Annotated in this window: 18 protein-coding genes; 11 read left to right on the top strand and 7 right to left on the bottom strand. The window is 60.3% G+C overall.

What is annotated here, in order from left to right:
- Positions 1–31: 31 nt before the first annotated feature.
- Entirely contained in the window at positions 32–2086 is a 2055-nt protein-coding gene (locus AB4Z35_RS27960) for a S9 family peptidase (protein ID WP_442100715.1), read from the bottom strand.
- Between the two features lie 213 nt (positions 2087–2299).
- Between AB4Z35_RS27960 and AB4Z35_RS27955 the strand changes: the two genes are divergently transcribed.
- From AB4Z35_RS27955 to AB4Z35_RS27945, 3 genes are read left to right on the top strand one after another with little or no spacing between them, the layout of a single operon-like run.
- Positions 2300–2797, top strand: coding sequence for an MFS transporter (locus AB4Z35_RS27955; protein WP_442100713.1), 498 nt, complete (start codon positions 2300–2302; stop codon positions 2795–2797).
- A gap of 32 nt (positions 2798–2829) precedes the next feature.
- Positions 2830–3606, top strand: a complete 777-nt coding sequence (locus AB4Z35_RS27950) for a class II glutamine amidotransferase (protein ID WP_007984810.1) — start codon at positions 2830–2832, stop codon at positions 3604–3606.
- Positions 3607–3619: 13 nt separating this feature from the next.
- Positions 3620–4162, top strand: a complete 543-nt coding sequence (locus AB4Z35_RS27945; RefSeq protein WP_007993795.1) for a DUF2937 family protein — start codon at positions 3620–3622, stop codon at positions 4160–4162.
- Between the two features lie 44 nt (positions 4163–4206).
- Here the strand turns inward: AB4Z35_RS27945 and AB4Z35_RS27940 are convergent, their stop codons facing one another.
- The 4 genes from AB4Z35_RS27940 to AB4Z35_RS27925 form a co-directional block, all read right to left on the bottom strand.
- Positions 4207–6318 carry a TonB-dependent receptor gene (locus AB4Z35_RS27940; RefSeq protein ID WP_442100711.1) on the bottom strand — a complete coding sequence of 704 codons (2112 nt, stop codon included), beginning with the start codon at positions 6316–6318 and terminating at the stop codon, positions 4207–4209.
- A gap of 15 nt (positions 6319–6333) precedes the next feature.
- On the bottom strand, positions 6334–7545 hold the full coding sequence (locus tag AB4Z35_RS27935; protein WP_442100710.1) for an MFS transporter: 1212 nt from the start codon (positions 7543–7545) through the stop codon (positions 6334–6336).
- The gene (locus tag AB4Z35_RS27930; protein WP_442100709.1) at positions 7535–9454 is read right to left on the bottom strand and encodes an IucA/IucC family protein; all 1920 of its coding nucleotides are present in this window, start codon (positions 9452–9454) and stop codon (positions 7535–7537) included. Before AB4Z35_RS27930 ends, AB4Z35_RS27935 begins: the two co-directional genes overlap by 11 nt.
- A 112-nt stretch (positions 9455–9566) precedes the next feature.
- Positions 9567–10496 (bottom strand): LysR family transcriptional regulator, encoded by a 930-nt coding sequence (locus AB4Z35_RS27925; RefSeq protein WP_442100707.1) that lies wholly within the window; start codon positions 10494–10496, stop codon positions 9567–9569.
- 146 nt (positions 10497–10642) lie between these two features.
- On the opposite strand from AB4Z35_RS27925, the gene AB4Z35_RS27920 reads away from it, so the two are divergent.
- The 4 genes from AB4Z35_RS27920 to AB4Z35_RS27905 all read left to right on the top strand — a co-directional run bounded on the left by AB4Z35_RS27920 (position 10643) and on the right by AB4Z35_RS27905 (position 14379).
- Positions 10643–11929 carry an MFS transporter gene (locus AB4Z35_RS27920; protein WP_007993806.1) on the top strand — a complete coding sequence of 429 codons (1287 nt, stop codon included), beginning with the start codon at positions 10643–10645 and terminating at the stop codon, positions 11927–11929.
- A 73-nt stretch (positions 11930–12002) separates the two neighbouring features.
- Positions 12003–12755, top strand: coding sequence for a 5-oxoprolinase subunit PxpA (locus tag AB4Z35_RS27915; RefSeq protein WP_442100704.1), 753 nt, complete (start codon positions 12003–12005; stop codon positions 12753–12755).
- Positions 12752–13456 (top strand): 5-oxoprolinase subunit PxpB, encoded by a 705-nt coding sequence (gene pxpB, locus AB4Z35_RS27910; protein ID WP_442100702.1) that lies wholly within the window; start codon positions 12752–12754, stop codon positions 13454–13456. The genes AB4Z35_RS27915 and pxpB overlap by 4 nt, the downstream gene beginning before the upstream one ends.
- On the top strand, positions 13453–14379 hold the full coding sequence (locus tag AB4Z35_RS27905) for a biotin-dependent carboxyltransferase family protein (RefSeq protein WP_442100700.1): 927 nt from the start codon (positions 13453–13455) through the stop codon (positions 14377–14379). The genes pxpB and AB4Z35_RS27905 overlap by 4 nt, the downstream gene beginning before the upstream one ends.
- Before the next feature lie 102 nt (positions 14380–14481).
- On the opposite strand, the gene AB4Z35_RS27900 is transcribed toward AB4Z35_RS27905, so the two are convergent.
- Together AB4Z35_RS27900 and AB4Z35_RS27895 are read right to left on the bottom strand one after the other, a co-directional pair.
- Positions 14482–15660: a vWA domain-containing protein gene (locus AB4Z35_RS27900; protein ID WP_007984827.1), complete on the bottom strand. Its 1179-nt coding sequence runs from the start codon at positions 15658–15660 to the stop codon at positions 14482–14484.
- 11 nt (positions 15661–15671) lie between these two features.
- On the bottom strand, positions 15672–16517 hold the full coding sequence (locus AB4Z35_RS27895; RefSeq protein ID WP_007984829.1) for an AAA family ATPase: 846 nt from the start codon (positions 16515–16517) through the stop codon (positions 15672–15674).
- A 206-nt stretch (positions 16518–16723) separates the two neighbouring features.
- On the opposite strand from AB4Z35_RS27895, the gene AB4Z35_RS27890 reads away from it, so the two are divergent.
- From AB4Z35_RS27890 to AB4Z35_RS27875, 4 genes are all read left to right on the top strand, one after another.
- Positions 16724–16954: a DUF4160 domain-containing protein gene (locus AB4Z35_RS27890; RefSeq protein ID WP_442100698.1), complete on the top strand. Its 231-nt coding sequence runs from the start codon at positions 16724–16726 to the stop codon at positions 16952–16954.
- Complete coding sequence (locus tag AB4Z35_RS27885; protein WP_442100696.1) at positions 16942–17448, top strand: DUF2442 domain-containing protein; 507 nt, start codon at positions 16942–16944, stop codon at positions 17446–17448. The genes AB4Z35_RS27890 and AB4Z35_RS27885 overlap by 13 nt, the downstream gene beginning before the upstream one ends.
- 224 nt (positions 17449–17672) lie before the next feature.
- The gene (gene cysK / locus AB4Z35_RS27880; protein ID WP_108227735.1) at positions 17673–18647 is read left to right on the top strand and encodes a cysteine synthase A; all 975 of its coding nucleotides are present in this window, start codon (positions 17673–17675) and stop codon (positions 18645–18647) included.
- 265 nt (positions 18648–18912) lie between these two features.
- On the top strand, positions 18913–19851 hold the full coding sequence (locus AB4Z35_RS27875) for an aspartyl/asparaginyl beta-hydroxylase domain-containing protein (protein WP_442100694.1): 939 nt from the start codon (positions 18913–18915) through the stop codon (positions 19849–19851).
- Positions 19852–20036: the final 185 nt, after the last annotated feature.

The following is a 20036-nucleotide window of genomic DNA, read 5'->3' as shown; positions in this document are numbered from 1 at the left end:
GTCTTAAGACCAGCACGCCAGGCCAGGTTCCTCAGGCAATACCCAAAACCTTGAACAAAAACGCATATTCGAGTGCTACGTCACGCAATCCCTGATACCGACCGCTCATCCCGCCATGCCCGGCTCCCAGTTCAGTCTTGAGTAGCAGGGGGTTGCTGTCGGTCTTGGTCGCGCGCAATTTCGCCACCCACTTGGCTGCTTCCCAATACTGCACACGGCTGTCGTTGTAACCGGCGATCACCAGGGTCGCCGGATAAGCTTGCGCGGTGACGTTTTCGTAGGGGGCGTAGGCCTTGATCCGTTCATAGACGTCCGGCTCTTGCGGGTCGCCCCACTCGTCGTATTCCGTCACGGTCAATGGCAGATCAGGGTCGAGCATGGTGTTGAGTACGTCGACGAACGGCACTTCGGCGATGGCGGCGCCAAACAGTTCCGGCCGTTGATTGAGCACCGCGCCGATCAGCAAGCCACCGGCGCTGCCACCGCTGATCGCCAGTTGCGGTGCAGTGGTAAAGCCTTGGGCGATCAGGTGTTCGGCACAGGCGATGAAGTCGCTGAAGGTGTTGTGTTTGTGCTCTTGCTTGCCGGCGCGATACCAGGCTTCCCCCAGTTCGCCGCCACCACGCACGTGGGCAATGGCAAACGCCATGCCGCGATCCAGCAGGCTCAGGCGCGCATGGGAAAACCACGGGTCGAGGCTTTCGCCATAGGCGCCATAGCCGTAGAGGTACAGCGGCACGGGTTTGCCCAGGTCTGCGCGGTTGATCACCAGGCTGATGGGGACTTGCGTGCCATCCGGCGCAGTGGCCCACAGGCGCTGGCTGACGTAGGCGTCGGCGTCGAACGGACCGAGCACCGGGGTTTGCTTGAGCACTTTCTGCTCGCCGGTCGCCAGTTCAAGCTGACGGATTTGCGCAGGACGGTTCAATGCCTCGTAACGCAGGCGGATCTTCGCGCTATCGAATTCGAGGCTGTTTTGCACGTGCAGGCTGTAGGCTGCATCTGGCAGTTGCACACGATAGGGCGCCAGGCCTTGCGGGTGAACTTCAATGACCGGCAAGCCGCCGACCCGCAGGCTGAGGGTCATGGCCCCGGTGTTCAGGCTGATGCCGTCGATCATTACCGTGTCGCTGTGGGGGATCAGGTTCTGCCAGTCGGCTTCGGTCGGCGCGGCGCCGGTATCGACGGCTGTGTACAAGGCGAAATTGATGCCGTCACGGTTGCTGCGAATGAACCATGTCGGTTGACCGTCGAGTACGCCGTGGTCGACGTCGTACTCATGATCCTCAACCCGTGGTGCCAGGCAGGTGAACGCCTGTTGGGGCTGGGAAGCATCGAGGACCCAGACTTCGCTGGTGGTCTTGCTGCCCACGGACAGCAGCAGTTGCTGTTCGGAACTTGAACGGTAGCAATGCATGAAGAAGCGACCGTCCGGCTCATGGAACACTTTTTCGGCTGCCGTGCCGTCCAGGCGATAGCGGTACAGCTTGTGCGGACGATGGGTGTCATCCAGTTCGCCAAAGAACAGCGTCAGGCTGTCGTTGGCCCAGGTCATGCTGCCGTCACAGTCCTGGAATTCCAGCTCGCTGATGCGGCCGTCGGACAACTCCTTCACGAACAGCGTGTAAATCTCGTCGCCGCTGGAGTCGATGCTGTAGGCCAGGCGCTGATGGTCCGGGCTGATGCTGAACGCTCCCAGGGAAAAGAAACCGCCATTGGCCAACTCGTTGGGGTCCAGCAGCAGTTGTTCGCGGCTTTCGTCGAGGGTCAGGCTGTCATCGGCCGGACGCGGGCAGCGGTAGTGCCGGGCGTACTCATCGCCCGCCATGGTGCGGGTGTAGTACAGATACGGTCCCCACGGCGAGGGCAGGGACAGATCGGTCTCGAGAATCCGCCCCTTGATCTCTTCGAACAGGGTTTCGCGCAATCCGGCCTGGTCGGCTGTTTGCGCTTGCTGATAGTTGTTTTCGGCTTTCAGGTAGTCGAGCACTGCATCGGTGTCGCGCTCTTGCAGCCAGGCATACGGGTCGGAACCTTCAGCCTTGTGGGCAATCGGAGCGTCGCAAGTGTTGGCGGATAGGGGCATGAAGGGTTCTCGAGCAGTGTACGAAATAGGTTTGGAACCTGTGGGAGCGAGCCTGCTCGCGATGAGGCCAGTACATCCAACACTAATGTTGACTGTCAGCCCGCCATCGCGAGCAGGCTCGCTCCCACAGGGTTATGTGTCTTGACCGAAGGCATTGATGCAGCCTGATGGGCGAAAAGCCGTTATCATAAGCGCCTCTTTGCCTGCCTTGCCATGGACACCATGACCGAGAACGACTATCTGATCGCTTGGGGCCTCTACGCCTTCGCCGCTTTGGGCTGCCTGTTGGTGTGGATGCGCTTGACCCGCTGGATGTGGCGTTGGCTACGTGAGCCACTGCGGCTGGCGATGGCCGTGCTGCTGTTCAGCCCGACCATCATCGACCCGGTCAAGGATAAAGTCGCACCGGCCGTCGCCATTACCGCGCTCGACCTGCTGTTCAAGGTCGGCAACAACGCCTGGCGGGCGATTTCCGATCTGCTCATGTACGGCATGATCGCGTTCGGCCTCTATCTGGTGCTGGTGGCGATCCGTTTCCCCATCGAGCGCGCCTCCAACGCCCGCAAGGAGCGTGAAGCTGCCACCAAAGCCGCCGTCCGCGCCGACGAGCCTGAGGATGATCAACCGTTCGGCGGTGCCGGCGATGATCGTTATGGCCGTCCCCCTGTGCCGAGCAATCCTCAGCGGATGCGAGTCGAACCCCGTCTGTAACCTTGCCCCTGCGATTGAGCGAGAGTCCGAGCATGTGTGAGTTATTGGGCATGAGCGCCAATGTCCCGACCGATATCGTGTTCAGCTTCACCGGGCTGATGCAGCGCGGCGGACGCACCGGCCCACACCGCGATGGCTGGGGCATTGCCTTCTACGAAGGCCGTGGATTGCGGCTGTTCCAGGATCCGGCGGCAAGCTGCGAGTCGGAAGTCGCGAACCTGGTGCAGCGCTATCCGATCAAGAGCGAAGTGGTGATCGGGCACATCCGCCAGGCCAACGTTGGCAAGGTCTGCCTGTCCAACACGCATCCGTTCGTCCGTGAGCTGTGGGGGCGTAACTGGTGTTTCGCCCACAACGGCCAGTTGGCGGATTTTCAGCCAGCGGCCAGTTTCTATCGCCCTGTGGGTGATACCGACAGCGAAGCGGCGTTCTGCGATTTGCTCAACCGTGTGCGTGCAGCGTTCCCCGAGCCGGTCGAGATCGAAGCGTTGCTGCCGGATCTGGTGGCCGCTTGTGCCGAGTACCGCAGCAAAGGTGTATTCAACTGCCTGCTCAGCGATGGCGACTGGCTGTTCTGCTATTGCTCGACCAAACTGGCGCAAATCACCCGTCGCGCACCATTTGGCCCGGCGCGCTTGAAAGATGTCGACGTGATCGTCGACTTTCAGGCCGAAACCACACCCAACGATGTGGTCACCGTCATCGCCACCGAACCCCTGACCGAAAACGAAACCTGGACCCGCTACGAACCGGGTCAATGGAGCCTGTGGCGACGCGGCGAATGCGTCAGTCAGGGCAAGACCGAATAAGGATCCGCTTTCCATGTTGCTCAGTTATCTACGGCTGGTGTTGTTTGCGGCGGGCCTGTTGATCGGTGTCCAGGTGCCGGGCTTCATCAACGATTACGCCAAGCGTGTCGAAGCCCATCTGATCGAGGCGCAAGCCGGGTTGAGCGGCTTTCAGAACACCGCCAATCAGTTCTTCAAGGGTGACATGCAGGCCCTGGTGGCCCATTACCGCGCCAGCGAGGACCCGATCTTCCGCAGCGACGCCGACAGCCTGAGCAACCTGCTGACCCGTCAACTGGCGCTGGACAAGCAATTCCAGGCCATGCAGGGGCCGTGGTACATCCGCTTCCTGCAAGTGGTGCTGGCTGCCGATCCGGACATCCGCAAGGAAACCTGGAATGGCTACAGCTACCAGATCCTGTTGACGCCCGAAGCGATGGTCTGGGGCATGAGTGGCGCGTTGCTGCTGTCGTTCGGGATCGAGTGCCTGTTCCGTCTGATCGACTGGGTGGTGCTGGGTGGCAAGCGTCTGCGCCAGAGCCGGCCGATTGAAGAGCGGGATTTACGCGGTTTGTAACACCGTCGAACGTCAAAGAGCCGGCAAGCCGGCTCCTTTCCTGGTTACCAATCAATCGAATAGGTCATGCTCAAGGTACGGCCTTCGGCATTGGGGAATGGCGCTCTGGCGTTGGCCTGGGCGAACAGGTTGACGTACGTGCGGTTGGTCAGGTTGTACACCCCGCCTTCCAGGCGACCGACCGGCAGGTACACGGAGCCGAGCAGGTCCACCAGCGTATAGCCTTCGATGTCGCGTCCGTTGTTGTCCTTGGCGGCAGCGTCGTAGCTGGACAGGTGCATGCCTTGCAGGCGCAAGTTGTAGTCGTCTTCGGTGTAGCCGACGAACAGCGTGGTTTTGGCCGGTGAAATACGTGTCGCCGGCAGATCGATCCATTTCCCGTTCTGCTGGGTCTCGCCTTTGGCCCAGGCATAGGTGCCACCCACCGACCAGTGATCGGTCGCGAGGTAGGTCAGGCTGTTTTCGATGCCGCGAACCCGTTCCTTCTGGTTGATCAGACGCAAGACACGGTCATTGGCATCGTAGAACTGGGTCACGTCCGAGGTGTTTTCATAGACGGTGACGTCGGCCTGCCACTGGTCCCAGTTACCGCGCCAGCCCAGCTCGTAGCTGTCGACCTTGATGGCCTGGGCGTTGAGGCTCTGGATGTCGAAGGTGCTGTTCACGTCACGCAGGAAGCGCTGGATGTCCGGCAGCGAAAACCCCTGGCTGTAATTGGCGAAGACGTCCTGATGTTCACTCAGGTGATAGACCGCGCCCAGGTTATAGAGCGTGGCGTCGTATTTGAGGGTGTCACCGGGCAGGATGGCGCGTACGCCGGTCTGGACGATCTGACCGTAAGCGATGCTGTCGGAGACCTCGCTTTCGATCCATTCGCGGCGCACACCGCCACGCAAGGTCCAGTCACCGATGTCCCAGGACATCTGCCCGAACAGCGCCTTGGTGGTGGTTTCGATATCCGGGCCCATCTCGTAAGTGGTGCCGGTCTTGGTGTAGGTCAGCCCTTTGAGGGTGTATTGGTCTCCGCGCTGGCGGGAGCGTTCGTGATCATAGTCGGCGCCCCAGACCAGGTTGCCTGTGGCGCTGCCGATGGCCGGCAACGGCGTGTCGATGGCCGCACGCAGGCCGTAAACATCCTGCACGCTGTTGTTGTCGGCGATCCCGGCCTTGCCCCGCGACAGGTCCGGGAAGAACAGCGCGTCGGCCCGGCGCCAGTAGCTTTCCAGTTGCAGGCCCTGGCCGTAGAAGTCGTTGTCGGTGTAGTTGAGGTTGGCCGCCTGGTTATGCGTGTAGGGCTGGTCGTCGAGTTTCAGTCCTTTGACCGCCACGGCCTGTTGCAGGTTTTTCGGGTCTTTTGTGTAGCCAGTGTCCTGCTGGTCCTTGTAGTCCTGCAACGACAGGCTGAGTTTCTTATCGGCATCCAGTTCGTAACCGAAACGACCTTGCAGGTCATAGGTTTCGGTGTCCATGTTGCTGCCCTGGGATGTGTCCTGAGGGATGCGATTGCCATTGCCGTCGTACTGATCGTTGCGCTGGGTCAGGTCGGCGGACACGTACCAGTCCAGGGCATCCTTGCGCCCGGTCGCACTCTGAAAAGCCTCGTAGGCAAAACCTTTGCTGTTGAGGTTGTTGCCGCTGGTCAGGCCCAGTTTGCTGCTGTAGGCAAGGTCCTGACCCTGGTTGCGCTTGGTGATGATGTTGATGATGCCGCCCGAAGCACCGGCACCATAAATGCTGCTGGCACCGGAAACCACCTCGATGCGTTCGATGCTGGCCGGTGCGATGCTGTTGAGCTGGCGGAAGTTGTCACGGGTGGCGTTCTGCGACACGCCGTCGATCAACACCAGCATGTTGCGCCCGCGCAGGGTCTGGCCGAAGTTGCTCATCCCGCCGCTGGACGGCGCCAGGCCGGGAACCAGTTGCCCCAGAATGTCGGAGACCCGACGCCCGGCGCCACTCTGTTGGCGGATCTGTTGTTCATCGATCACCTGGACCGAGCCTGGAATCGAGGCAATGGTCGCTTCGCTGCGAGTCGCGGAAACGACGGTGGCTTGCATGGTCAACGTGCCGGGTTGCTGTTCGGTGTCCTCGGCCCAGGTCTGGGCGCTGACGGAGCCGAGCAGCGGAATCAGCAAAGAAAGTTTGGTTCGGGTCATGAGAAGGTCTTTTTTTTAGTCGTGATAAGTGTGGGTAGATAAAACTGCGGGGGCAGGTGTGGAGGTAAATGAACGCACCCAGCRGATCCCGATGGCGGCCAGTGCGTAGATCAACGCCACCAGCCAGAAACTGTGGGCCAGCCCGACCAGCCCCATGCCGATCCCGCCGAGGACGGCACCGAGCAGGGCGCCAGCCTTGGCCGCGCTGTTGCCCAGGCCGAGGGCAAAACCCTGCTGGCTTGAAGACACGGTGTTGGCGATCAGTGCATAGGCAACGGGGAGCAATGCGCCTTGCCAGATGCCCCAGACCAGCCGGCTGACGAGAAAACCCAGCCATTCGTTGGCCAGTGCCGTGGCCGCTAGCGTCAGGGCGCAGAGCCAGGCAACGCCTTCGATGACGCGCAAGGTGTAAGCCGGCTGCCAGCGGTCGAACAGACGCCCCCACAGCGGTGCGCAAATGGCCAGGGTCGCGGCGCTCGCCGCGTAAGTAGCACCGATCAGCCAGCCCGGCGCGTGCAGAATGTCGGCGACGTACAGCGCGTAGAAGGGTTGCGGCATCATTTTCGCGGCTTGAATCAACACGATCACCAACAGGATTCCACCGAGCCAGCCTTTAGGCAGGGCCACCGGCGCAACCGGTTTCTTCGTCGAGGCTCGCGCCTTGTCGGCCGGCAGGAAAAAGCTCCCCAGTGCACACAGCAGGCAAATCGCCGTCGCGCCATAACAGAGCAGGGCAAACCCCGAGATGTCCATCAGCCAGCCGCCCAGTACCGGGCCGATCAACGAGCCGACGGCGGTCGCCGATTGCAGACGGGCCAGGGTGTGACCGCGCCGGGAGCTGTCGCAGCAGGCCAGGGCATAGGCTTGCGCGGCGGCGAGAAACCCGGCCAATGCGCCTTGCATCACGCGAATGCCCACCAGCAGCCACGGGTCGAGGGTAATGGCCGCCAGCCCCTGGCACAGCGCAAGTGCCAGCAACGCCCGAACGATCATCGGCTTGTGCCCGGTGCGATCACCCAACCGTCCCCAAGCGGGCGTCAGTAGCATGGCCGCCAGCATCGGGCCGGCATAGACCAGCGCCGACAGCAGCGAGGTGTAGCCGGCGCCCTCTGGCCCAAGCAGATGCTGGATCTGCAAGGGCCAGAACGGACCGCTCATTTCCATGGCACCCATGGAGACAAACTGGATGACGATCAGCAGTCGCAACGCACGACCATCAGCGAGCATCGGCGTTGGTTCGCAGCGGATTACTCAAGCGTCCGACGATGTCGGCGTGGCTGTCGTGCAAGCGCATGCGCATGAACGATTTGGCCGGCCAATCCTGTTCCAGCAGCGCCTGACGCTCGCTTTCCCAGCGTGCCGGTTCGACGTGCTCGCGCACGCTTTCGAAGCACTGCTCAACGTGCGTAGCCAAGCGCTCCCAAAGGATATTTTCCGGCACATTCCAGTGGCGGGCGCAGAGCAACGTCAACTCACCGAGGTGGCACATGAACGTGGTGTGCAGGAGCTTGTCGCGGACAAATCCGGCGTCGTCGTACAGGGTCATTTTCGGGTCGTGGAGCTGGATATCCAGACCCTTGGCGTGCAGGGTCTTGCGATCAATGCGAATGTCGCCGAAGTCACGCAGCAACAACCGATTCAACTGCCCGTCAGCGCCCATCACCATGAAGCTGTTTTGCTGGTGCGCTTCGAACGCCACGCCATACATCAGGTAGATGCCCAGCAGGCTCGGGACGGCAATCGACAGGTAGTCATCGAAGAACGCCAGCATGGCCTCGCTGTAGTCACGGCCCTGAGCCAGTTGCACCCAGTCACGCAGCAACGGTTGTTCGAATTCGTTGACGGCGAACAGGCTGCCGACCGGCACGGCCAGTTCGCCTTCCTGCAGCAGGGTCAGCGGGTTGTCGCGGTACAGCACAGCGGCATGCCGGGACCGTTCGTCATTGGCCGGTTGTGGTGCGTAGTGCACGCCGATGCGCTCCGGCACGATGTTCAGCAGGCGCTGAATCTGCGGTTCATGATCGAGAATCTGCAGTATCAGTTGGCTGATGCGCGGTCCCATCCGGGCCGAGCGCGGCGACACGGTGCGCTGCACACTGGTCAGTCGCAGGGCCACCGGCAGTTTGACCATCGGCGCAACGCGGCTGGCCTCTGGTACGACCGTGCGGAAGGACATGGTCGGGTGGCCAGTGAAGGCAACGATGTCGGTGATGATCAGCAGGTTGTCGGCGATCTCGCCGGCGAACGAATTGGGCAGTTCTTCATTGGCTTGCCATGGGTGCGACGGCAACGGGAGGTAGTCCGCTGCCTCCAGGCCCCGTTGCTGCAAATGGCGCTGCAATTGTTCGGCGGCCTGCGGGAAGTGGCCCTGCCACCAGTCCCAGTAATCGGCGGTGCCGGCCAGTGACTCGACGTGTGTGTACTGACGGTGCAGGGCGCACAGCACAATCGGAAAACTCGCTTCGAACTCCGGCGAGAAAGCGATGACTTGCGCGGCGCTCAAGCCCAGTTTGGTCTTGTAGTTCGGATGCCAGGGATGGCCGAGCGTGCCCCACTGTTCGAGCAGTGACGTCGGGTTCTGGTGGTCGGGGCTGGCTTTGAGCCAGGCGAGCAGATTGTTGTCGTGTCTGGTGTCGATCTGCTCTCTCAGGCGCTCGGTCCATCCATGGTGGAACGCCAGGCACAGGGTGTCGTTGCTGTAGCTATCGTCCAGCTCGCAGGCCAGACGTTCCAGTACTTGCGGGGAGGCGGGCGGGTTGAGCTGAGTGCCGAGGTGCGCGAGCAGTTCGCTGGGCAACTGGATTTTGTGGGGCAGGCTGTCGGGGGTGTGCAGGACGATGCTGCCGCGAACGTCCCAGCTGTTCATTCTTCCGCCCGACAGGTGATCGAAGCAAAGGTGCGCACCGTCGCCAAGCGGCAGCCAGCAACGACTGTCGTCGTATTCGCAGGCGTCGGGGTTGATCAGACCTTCGCGAAACAGCGCCTGGATCAGGCGTTGGAAGCAGCGCTGCGCGGCGGGCTCCAGGGCATTGCTCAAATGGTCGAGGGTGATGCGGTGGGACTGGAAGGCCTGAGTGCCGAGGGCTTCGCTCCAGTGCGAGAGCAATTGCTGCTGTTTTAGCGTGTAAGCGCGCATCAAGTCCGACTCCTTCAGGACAGTGGTTTAGCTGAATGCGCGCAGAGAATACATTTTTCAAATAATAATGCAAATGATAGTAATTCCTACTTGTAGTGTGGAGTACTCCTCTTCAGAGTCTGGCCTGGGGTTTGCTCAAGACCATGTAGTGCTCGCCCACCTTCTGCGCATAGTGCTCCACCACGTGCTGACACAGCGTCACGATCTCTTCGACCCACTCTGCGCCGACCCGCCATGACACCACTACTTGCAGGTTGGGCGGGCGTTGGTCGATTGTCAGCAAGGTCAATTCGCCGCGGGCCAATTCTTCGCTGACCAGCACTGGCGGTAACGCACCAATACCGAAGCCGTCACGCAGCAATCGGGTAATCGCCGACACCGAGTTCACACAGTTGAGCCGTGGCGCGATCACGCCATTGGCCTGCATCAGGCTGAGCACGTCCTGATGAGGATGGGAGTTTTTCGAGTAGGTAATGATTCGCTCACGCGCCAGTTCGGCGACGTTCGTGTAATTGCGGTTGTAGATCGAGTTGCTGGCGACGATCCAGCCAATCGGGTGGCTGGCCAGTTCCAGGCTGCGCACGCTTTCCTGCCGCAGCAGGTCGGTTTGCAGGATCACATCGAGAAAGCCTTTTTGCAGCTGATCGCAGAGGTTGAGAGAGGTATCGGCCACCAGCTCGATTTCCACCAGCGGGTAGTGATCGGTCATCTGCGCCACCAACGGGCTGAGCCAGGTATGGATCACCGTGTCCATCACACCGATGCGCACCCGTCCGGCCTTGCTCGAACGGGTCTCGATCGACTGCTTGAGCGCCTGCATGGTGTCCATCATCTGCTCGGCGTAATCGAGCACTTTCAAGCCTTCGGGCGTCAGGCTCACGCCGCGCGAATCACGCAGAAACAGCTTCACTCCGAGCTCGCCTTCAAGCACTGCAATACGGCTGGAAATCGAGGCCTGGGTGGTGAAGAGCTTGTCTGCGGTCAGACGAAAACTCTTGAGTCGGGCGACCCAGACAAAGGTCTCGAGAAACTTCAGGTTCATGGGATAAAGATTTCTTATGCCTAAGGCGGGGTTTTATTAGTTGGACTCAGCAGGGGTGCGGGTCCAAGAATCGACGCATCCGGTTCCCACGATAGGCGTCGTCGGGGCTCAGAACAATACCAATAAAATCAGCGCGGAGATTTGCCATGAGTGCGCCCGACACCCCCGTCATTGCGAAAGCCACGGCTCGCCCGGGACCTTTCGACTGGTATCGCAACATCAATCAGCAGGAGCGCCGCACCTTCTGGAGCTGCAAGATCGGCTATGGCCTGGATGGCATGGACACCCAGATGCTCAGCTTCGTGGTGCCGACCCTGATTGCCATGTGGGGCATCACCACCGGCCAGGCCGGGCTGATTCACACCAGCACACTGATCGCCTCGGCCATCGGTGGCTGGGTGGCGGGAATTCTTTCCGATCGCATCGGCCGTGTGCGCACCTTGCAACTGACCGTGCTGTGGTTTGCCTTCTTCACCTTCCTCTGCGGCTTTGCCCAGAGCTACGAACAACTGCTGATTGCGCGGACCCTGATGGGCTTCGGTTTTGGCGGCGAGTGGACGGCCGGCGCCGTGCTGATCGGTGAAGTCATTCGTGCCCAGGACCGTGGCAAGGCCGTAGGCATGGTGCAATCCGGTTGGGCGTTGGGTTGGGGGCTGACCGCGATTCTGTACGCGCTGCTGTTCTCGGTCATGCCACCGGAAGATGCCTGGCGCGCACTGTTTATCCTCGGCATCGTGCCGGCAATTTTCGTGATTTTTGTCCGCCGCCTGGTCAAGGACCCGGAAATCTATCGTGAAGCAAAAGCCAAGGAGGCGCCGAGCAATCCTTCGAAGTTCTACGAGATCTTCGCCCCCGGCATGCTCTTCACCACGATTCGCGCTTCGTTGCTGACCACCGGTGCGCTGGGCGGCTACTACGCGATCACGTCCTGGCTGCCGACGTTCCTGAAAAACGAGCGCGGTTTGAGCGTACTCGGCACTGGCGGTTATCTGGCAATGGTGATCATCGGTTCCTACGTCGGTTACGTCATCAGTGCCTATTTGACTGACATCCTCGGACGTAAAAAGAACTTCATCCTGTTCGCCGTCGGCTCGTTCACCATTGTGTTGCTGTACACGCAAATGCCGGTCAGCAACGGCGTGATGCTGTGGCTGGGCTTTCCGTTGGGCTTCTTCGCCTCGGGGATTTTCAGTGGCATGGGCGCGTTTCTGACCGAGTTGTTCCCCACGCGCATTCGCGGTTCGGGCCAGGGTTTTTGCTACAACATCGGCCGGGCGCTGGCGGCGTTGTTCCCGCTGCTGATCGGTCTGCTCAGCCAGACCGTACCGCTGAGTGTGGGCATTGGTGCCTTTGCGGCAGTTTCCTACGGTGTGGTGATACTCGCGGCCCTGAGTTTGCCGGAAACCCGCGGCAAGCAACTCGACGCCCAGTAACTGATAACCTGCGGGCATGTCTTACAGATATGTCCCGCAGCTAAAAAGAACAAAGCCTACAGGAGTGTTCAGCGTGAGCCGCCTGCTATTGAACTGCGACATCGGCGAGAGTTTCGGCAGCTGGACCATGGGTCTGGACGCAGAAATCATGCCCTTCATCGATTGCGCCAACATCGCCTGCGGTTTTCACGCCGGCGACCCGAGCATCATGCGCAAGACCGTCAGCCTGGCCCTCAGCCACGGTGTGCAAGTTGGCGCGCATCCGGCCTATCAGGATCTGGTGGGCTTCGGCCGCCGTTCCATAGCGTATGCCACCCAGGAACTTCAGGACATTCTGCATTACCAGATCGGCGCCCTCGACGGCATCTGCCGGGCCCAGGGCGGCCGGGTCAGCTACGTCAAACCCCATGGCGCGATGTACAACGACATGATGGCCAACCCGGCGCAGTTGCGCGCCGTTTTGCAAGCGGTGGCGTCCTATGACCGCAGCCTGCCGTTGATGTTGATGGCAACCCGCGACAACAGCGCTGCCCAACAAATGGGCGATGAGTACGGCGTGACGCTGTGGTTCGAGGCCTTTGCCGATCGTGCTTACGACAGCGCCGGCAGGCTGGTCTCGCGACAACTGCAGGGCGCGGTGCATCACGACCCGGAAAAAATCATCGAGCAGGCACTGACCATTGCCCGTGGCGATCAGCTCACTGCCAGCGACGGTAGCGCACTGCATTTGCAGGCCAACACCCTCTGCGTGCACGGCGACAACGCCAGTTCGGTCGCTGCCGTGCAACGCATCCGTGAAGCCTTGAACCGGCAGAGTGCGTCATGAAGCTGCGGGTGGAAGTGGTGGCGCTCGATTGCCTGATGGTGCGCCTGTTCGATGAAATTGCCGAAACCAACATGCCGTGGATGCTGGCGGCCAGTGCGAGTCTGCGCACGGCATTCGGTGAGCATCTGATCGATCTGGTGCCGTCCTACACCACATTGATGGTGCATTACGATTTGACTGCACTGAGTCCCGCCCAGGCTCGGGAAATGATTGCCCAGGCGCTGATCGATCTGTCGCCCAATGCGCGTACTCGCGGCACCTGTCATGTGCTGCCGGTGTGGTACGACTTGAGTGTCGGTCCAGAGCTGAGCCTGTTGTCGCAGCGCAGCGGATTGGCAGTCGAGGAGGTGATCCGTCGTCACAGCGAGCGTGAATATCAGGTGTTCGCCCTGGGCTTTGCGCCGGGCTTCGCCTTCATGGGGCTGGTGGACGAGGTGCTTGCCGCACCGCGTCTGAACACTCCACGCAAGAAAGTCGCCGCCGGCAGTGTCGGCATCGCCGAACGGCAGACGGCGGCTTATCCGGTGGTGTCGCCGGGGGGCTGGAATTTGATCGGCCGCACGCCGGTCAAGTTGTTCGATCGCAACCGCGACGGTTACAGCCTGATGCAGCCAGGTGACACCGTACGGTTCGAAGCGGTCGGTCATGCCGAGTTCATTAACCTGGGCGGTGACGATACGCCACTGGAGGTCCAGGCATGAGCCGTCTGACGATTGAAGCGAGTACGGCTCTGTGCCTGTTACAGGATGCCGGTCGATTCGGCGTGCGCCATCTGGGCGTGACCCAGGGCGGAGCGGCCGATTGGCGTTCGATGTCCTGGGCCAACTGGCTGTTGGGCAACGGACTGGATAAGCCGGTTATCGAAATCACTCTCGGCGGGTTCACCGTCGTTGCCGAGGAAGAATGCGTGCTGGCCTTGGCCGGAGCGGATCTTGGCGCGCAGGTGGACGGTGAGGCGCTGGCGCCGTGGCGCAGTTTCAGGCTGCACAAAGGTCAGCGTTTGCAATTCACCCGGCCGTTGCTCGGCGCCCGGGCCTATCTGGCGGTGCCGGGTGGGTTTGATGCACCGAAAGTGCTGGGTAGTAGCGCGACGGTGGTCCGTGAGGAACTCGGCGGCCTGGATGGAATGGGCCATGCGCTGGGTAAGGGCGCCTCATTGAGCTACTCAGGGAGCTCGCTGGTAATGCTGCGGGAGTTGCCGAGCGAATGGGTACCGGATTTCACCGGTGACCCGGTGCTGGATCTGGTGCTCGGTGCGCAGATCGGCGAGTTCAGCGGGCAGAGCCTGTTCGACGCGTTCAATAGCACGTGGAACCTCGACAGCCGTGCCGACCGGATGGGGATTCGTCTGTTGGGCACAGCGTTGCAGTACCAGGGCAAACCGATGATTTCCGAAGGCATTCCGTTGGGGGCTGTCCAGGTGCCGCCGGACGGGCAGCCGATTGTGCTGCTCAATGATCGGCAGACCATTGGTGGGTATCCGCGTCTGGGGGCGTTGACGCCGTTGGCGCTGGCGCGGTTGGCGCAGTGTCTGCCCGGGGGGCAGGTGCGGTTGCGGCCGGTGGTGCAGGAAGTTGCGCACCGAGAACAGATTCAGTATTTACGCCAATTTGTAAGCCCTTAAAAGCATCGCGAGCAAGCTCGCTCCCACAAGGGTCTTATGTGTGACAAAGATCCAATGTGGGAGCGAGCTTGCTCGCGATGGCGTCAGACCAGACAACAAAGATTACTTGGAAAGAAACCGCATCCCTTCTTCCAGCCCGCGAAGTGTCAACGGATACATCTGGTCCTCAATCAAATCCCGCACAATGTTGGTCGATGAGGTATAGCCCCAGGTATCTTTCGGATACGGATTGATCCAGATGAGTTTCTTGTACTTTTCCTTGAACCGCTGCATCCACACGTAGCCGGCTTCTTCGTTCCAGTGCTCGACGCTGCCGCCCGGCTGAGTGATTTCGTAGGGTGCCATGGCGGCGTCGCCGATGAAGATCACCTTGTAGTCGGCACCGTACTTGTGCAGCAGGTCCATGGTCGAGGTGCGCTCGGAGGTGCGGCGCATGTTGTTCTTCCACACCGATTCATAAATGAAGTTGTGGAAGTAGAAGTACTCCAGATGCTTGAACTCGGTCTTGCAGGCCGAGAACAGCTCCTCGCAAATCTTCACGTGAGCGTCCATCGAGCCGCCGATGTCGAACAGCAGCAACAGCTTGACGGTGTTGCGTCGCTCCGGCCGCATCTGGATGTTCAGCAAGCCGGCATCCTTGGCGGTGTGATCAATGGTGCCATCGATGTCCAGCTCTTCCGCCGCGCCCTGACGGGCGAACTTGCGCAGGCGGCGCAGAGCGACCTTGATGTTGCGGGTGCCCAGCTCGACCGAGTCGTCGAGGTTCTTGTATTCGCGCTGGTCCCAGACCTTGGCCGCCTTGCCCTGGCGCTTGCCGGCGTCGCCGACCCGAATGCCTTCCGGGTTGAAGCCGCCGGAGCCGAACGGGCTGGTGCCACCGGTGCCGATCCACTTGTTGCCACCGGCGTGGCGTTCCTTCTGTTCCTCGAGGCGTTTCTTGAACTCTTCGATCAGCTTGTCCAGGCCGCCGAGGGACTGGATCGCCGCCCGCTCTTCATCGGTCAGCGAGCGTTCGAACTCCTTGCGCAACCAGTCTTCCGGAATCAGCGCCTGCAGGTGATCGTCGAGTTTTTCCAGGCCATTGAAGTAGGCACCGAACGCGCGGTCGAACTTGTCGAAATGCCGTTCGTCCTTCACCAGGATCGCCCGGGACAGGTAATAGAACTCGTCCATGTCGGCGAAGGTCACGCGCTGTTTGAGCGCGTTGATCAGGTCCAGCAGCTCGCGCACCGAGACCGGCACCTTGGCTGCGCGCATTTCATTGAACAGGTTGAGCAACATGGCGATGACCCTTATCGAGTGCCGCGACGACTCATGAACGCCAGACGCTCAAGCAATTGCACGTCCTGTTCGTTTTTCACCAAAGCGCCGGCCAGCGGCGGGATGGCCTTGGTCGGATCGCGCTCGCGCAGCACCGCTTCRCCGATGTTGTCGGCCATCAGCAGCTTCAGCCAGTCCACCAGCTCGGAGGTCGAAGGCTTCTTCTTCAGGCCCGGCACCTTGCGCACGTCGAAGAACACGTCCAGCGCTTCGCTGACCAGGTCTTTCTTGATGTCCGGGTAGTGCACGTCGACGATCCGTTGCATCGTCACGCGATCCGGGAATGCGATGTAGTGGAAGAAGCAGCGGCGCAGGAATGCGTCCGGCAGCTCTTTCTCGTTGTTGGAGGTAATGATGATGATCGGGCGCTTTTTCGCCTTGATGGTCTCGTCGATCTCGTAAACGTAGAACTCCATCTTGTCGAGTTCTTGCAGCAGGTCGTTGGGGAATTCGATGTCGGCCTTGTCGATTTCGTCGATCAGCAGGATGACTCGTTCTTCGGATTCGAAGGCTTCCCAGAGCTTGCCCTTTTTCAGGTAGTTGCGAACGTCGTGGACCTTTTCCGTGCCGAGCTGCGAATCGCGCAGGCGGCTGACCGCGTCGTACTCATAGAGGCCCTGGTGAGCCTTGGTGGTGGATTTGATGTGCCAGGTGATCAGCTTGGCGCCAAAGGATTCGGCCAGTTGCTCGGCGAGCATGGTCTTGCCGGTGCCCGGTTCGCCCTTGACCAGCAACGGCCGTTCCAGGGTGATGGCGGCGTTGACCGCCAGCTTCAGGTCATCGGTGGCRACGTAGGCCTGGGTGCCTTCGAACTTCATCTGCTAATCCTCGAACGGTGACGCCGACCTGTACGAGTCAGGGCGGGGGGCGCAATAAAATGGTCAGCCCCGACTATAACGCGGTGCCCGGTCGACTGTGAACGCAGACGGCTTATTCAGTCTCTGAATGGGGCGTCACATCTTGACTCAGTCTCGGCTGCTGGCCAGTATTGAGCTATCGCCATTTTGGCGATAGCTTGCCGGGCATGTCTACTAAGTACCGATTTCGTGACACGTACCGCATTCAGTTGCGCGAGAAGGATCATCCGCCGCCCCATGTACATCTGACCGGTGGCGGGCTGGACGTGATGCTCAGCCTGGAAACCGTCGAAGTGATGATGGGCAAGGCGCCGCCGCTGATCGTCAAGGAAGCTCTGGAGTGGGTCGGGGCCCACCAGACTCAATTACTGGAGGACTGGAAACGATGCTACCCATGAAACGACCACGGCTATCGGCAGTGCAAGCATTGCCGGATTACCGATTGGCGCTGACGTTTATCGATGGCCAGCAACTGCTGCTCGATTTGAGCCGCGACCTGCTGGCCTATCCAGGCCTGCAACCTTTGCAGGGAGACGCTTTTGATCATGCAGCGTTGGGTGACGATGGCTGGAGTGTCGAATGGCCTGAACTGGATATCCAGATTGGTGCAGATACTCTCTACCTGGATGCCTTGGCGCAAAATGCCGCCGACGAGAACACCCGAATCTTTATCGACTGGCGTGCTCGCACCGGGTTACCGCTTAATCAGGCGGCTGAAGCGCTGGGGGTCAGTACCCGCAGCATCACCCGATACAGCAGTGGTCGCGAAGCGGTGCCGCGATCGTTGGCCTTGGCCTGCCTGGGTTGGGATTTCCTGCAACAGCAATCGAATTCGCCCCGTGCGGCAGAAGACACTGGCCGGTACATCGTCACGCGCAAAAAATTGAGGTAGTAGCGCACCAGATTGGGCAAGGCGATGTGTAGCGATATCAGCAGCACAACCAGGCCGATGAGGGGCCGCAGAGGCCAGTTGTATCGACGTTTCATGGTGGCAAGTCTCTGGCGATCCAAAGCCATTGACTGCACTGATAAGCGGACGTTCGACCCGACTGGACGCCTGCGGGCAAGAGGCTTACCTTGATGCCCTATTTCCATGCTGTCGTTAAGGACCCAGCCATGAGCCGCATTTTCATTGACAACGCCCACTCCATCGGCAACACGCCGCTGGTGCAGATCAATCGCATTGCGCCGCGTGGTGTGACCATTCTGGCCAAGATCGAAGGGCGCAACCCCGGTTACTCGGTCAAGTGCCGGATCGGCGCGAACATGATCTGGGATGCCGAGAGCAGCGGCAAACTCAAGCCGGGCATGACCATCGTCGAACCCACCTCCGGCAATACCGGCATCGGCCTGGCCTTCGTGGCCGCCGCCCGTGGCTACAAGCTGATGCTGACCATGCCGGCGTCCATGAGTATCGAACGCCGCAAGGTGCTCAAGGCACTGGGTGCCGAACTGGTGTTGACCGAGCCGGCCAAAGGCATGAAGGGCGCCATCGAGAAAGCCGGTGAAATTGTTGCCGGCGACCCGTCGAAGTACTTCATGCCGGCGCAATTCGACAATCCGGCCAACCCGGCCATCCACGAAAAAACCACCGGCCCGGAAATCTGGAACGATACCGACGGCGCGGTCGACGTGCTGGTGGCAGGCGTCGGAACCGGTGGAACCATCACCGGAGTTTCACGGTATATCAAGAATACCCAGGGCAAGCCGATACTCTCGGTGGCGGTGGAACCGGCGGTGTCGCCGGTGATCACCCAGGCCCTGGCCGGTGAAGAAATCAAGCCGAGCCCGCACAAGATCCAGGGCATCGGTGCCGGTTTTGTCCCGAAGAACCTCGATTTGTCGATCGTCGATCGGGTGGAACTGGTCAGTGACGAAGAGTCCAAGGCCATGGCCTTGCGCTTGATGCAGGAAGAAGGGATCTTGTGCGGGATTTCCTGCGGCGCCGCCATGGCAGTGGCCGTTCGGCTGGCGGAGACCCCGGAAATGCAGGGCAAGACCATCGTCGTGATCCTGCCGGATTCCGGTGAGCGTTACCTGTCGAGCATGCTGTTCAGTGATCTGTTTACCGAACAGGATAATCAGCAGTAAGCGCTAAACATTGGCGGATCCTGGCTGGCGGTGATGGCTGAGGCGTTATCGCTGGTTGCGATCTATTGATCTGGTCCGGTTGATGATGGATTTGCATCAGCCAGCGTTCAGGCGCCTTATGTTAAGAAATTCTTTGTTACATGCTTGTTAATATTGAATGTTGAAAAGTGCAGGTTTTGAACCGGGTCGGTAGTGTTTATCATGCTGGCAGCCATGTCGGGCAATGGACGTGGCGCAGTGTCGCTTATCTTCAAAGGAGTTGTTGATGACCTTATCGTTTGCTGCGAAGGCCTCGTTGTTGCTGCTGTTTCTCGGCAGCACCCTCTATGTGCATTTACGCGGCAAGGCGCGTCTGCCGGTTTTGCGTCAGTTCGTTAACCATTCGGCACTGTTCGCCCCCTATAACGCCTTGATGTACCTGTTTTCCGGTGTGCCTTCGAAACCGTATCTGGATCGCAGCAAGTTCCCGGAACTGGATGTGCTCAGGGACAACTGGGAAGTGATTCGCGACGAAGCGATGCACTTGTTCGACGAGGGGTATATCCGTGCGGCGGCAAAGAACAATGACGCCGGTTTTGGCTCGTTCTTCAAGAAGGGCTGGAAGCGTTTCTATCTCAAGTGGTACGACAAACCGCTGCCTTCTGCCGAAGCCCTGTGCCCGAGAACCGTGGAGCTGGTCAGCCGCATTCCCAACGTCAAAGGCGCCATGTTCGCGCTGCTGCCGGGCGGCAGCCACCTCAACCCGCATCGCGATCCGTTTGCCGGTTCCCTGCGTTATCACCTGGGGCTGTCGACACCGAACTCCGACGATTGCCGCATCTTTGTCGACGGTCAGGTTTACGCCTGGCGCGATGGTGAAGACGTGATGTTCGACGAAACCTACGTGCACTGGGTCAAGAACGAAACGGAAAAGACCCGCGTCATCCTGTTCTGCGATATCGAGCGTCCACTGAACAATCGCTTCATGGCCCGCATCAATCGCAGTATCAGCGCCTGGCTGGGTCGCGCCACGGCACCTCAGAATCTGGACGACGAGCGTGTGGGCGGGATCAACCGGGCTTACGCCTGGAGCAAGAACTCCAGCGATAAATTCAGTGGTGTAGTCAAGCAATGGAAGCGGCGCAATCCCAAGGCCTATCGGGTACTACGCCCGGTACTGGCGGTGGTGGTGCTGACGTTGTTGGGGTATTGGTTGTTTGGCTGAAGCCGGATACAGAATAAAAAACCGCTCGTTGTGAGTAATGCCAGTCAGTCAAGCAATTTCAGCCGCGACACCCTTTGTAGCAGCTGCCGAGCCCGCGAGGCTGCGTTCGGCTGCGAAGCAGTCGTAAAATCAGTCATTGCGGTACGTCAGGCAGGCTGCGTCAGCAGGACTCACGACTGCCATGC

The organism is Pseudomonas sp. KB_15 (genome assembly GCF_052114525.1).
Lineage (GTDB): Bacteria > Pseudomonadota > Gammaproteobacteria > Pseudomonadales > Pseudomonadaceae > Aquipseudomonas.
This window is presented reverse-complemented; position numbering and strand designations above follow the sequence as displayed.